General features: G+C 64.0%; 1 protein-coding gene and 1 pseudogene. Both read left to right on the forward strand.

What is annotated here, in order from left to right; translation table 11 throughout:
• Window positions 1-194, forward strand: a 194-nt coding sequence (locus ENZ75_RS33505) for a preprotein translocase subunit YajC (RefSeq protein WP_164888263.1), incomplete at its 5' end; no start/stop codon positions are given.
• Window positions 195-245: 51 nt separating this feature from the next.
• Window positions 246-688: pseudogene (locus tag ENZ75_RS33510) on the forward strand (protein translocase subunit SecDF); the annotation flags it as partial.

Below are 688 nucleotides of genomic sequence, written 5' to 3' on the forward strand. Positions count from 1 at the left end.
TGCTGGCCGCGGTCCGTCGCGGCGACACGGTCGTCACCGGCGGCGGCTTCGTCGGCAAGGTGACCAAGGTGATCGACGACAACGAGCTCGAGGTCGACCTCGGCAATGGCTTGAAGGTGACGGCGCTGCGCTCGACGATCGCCGATGTGCGCGTCAAGGGCGAGCCGGTGGCCAACCAGAACGCCAAGAAATAATCCAATTTTAGGCGGAGCGATCCGCGGACACGCTCTGACGGACGACGCCATATGTTGTATTTCTCGCGCTTCAAGATGATCCTGATCTGGGTGGCCGTGGCCATCACGGTGATCCTCGCCGCGCCCAACCTGTTCTCCGCCAGCACGCTGGCGCAACTGCCCAACTGGGTGCCGAAGCGGCAGATGACGCTCGGCCTCGACCTGCAGGGTGGTTCGCACATCTTGCTGGAAATGAACCAGAACGATCTGATCAAGGACCGGCTGGAGACGACGCGCGACGAAATCCGCACGCTGCTGCGCGACGCCAAGATTGGCTATACCGGCCTTGCCGGCACGGGGCGGACCCTGCAGGTTCGCATTACCGATCCCGCCCAGATCGATGCCGCCAAGACGGCGCTGAAGACGCTGACCGATCCGGTCGCCGCCGGCCTGTTCACCGGCGGTTCCGTGCAGGAAATGACGCTCGACGATTCCGAGCCCGGCCTGCTCAAGTT

The organism is Mesorhizobium sp. M7A.F.Ca.CA.002.04.1.1, from assembly GCF_004022805.1.
GTDB lineage: Bacteria > Pseudomonadota > Alphaproteobacteria > Rhizobiales > Rhizobiaceae > Mesorhizobium > Mesorhizobium ciceri.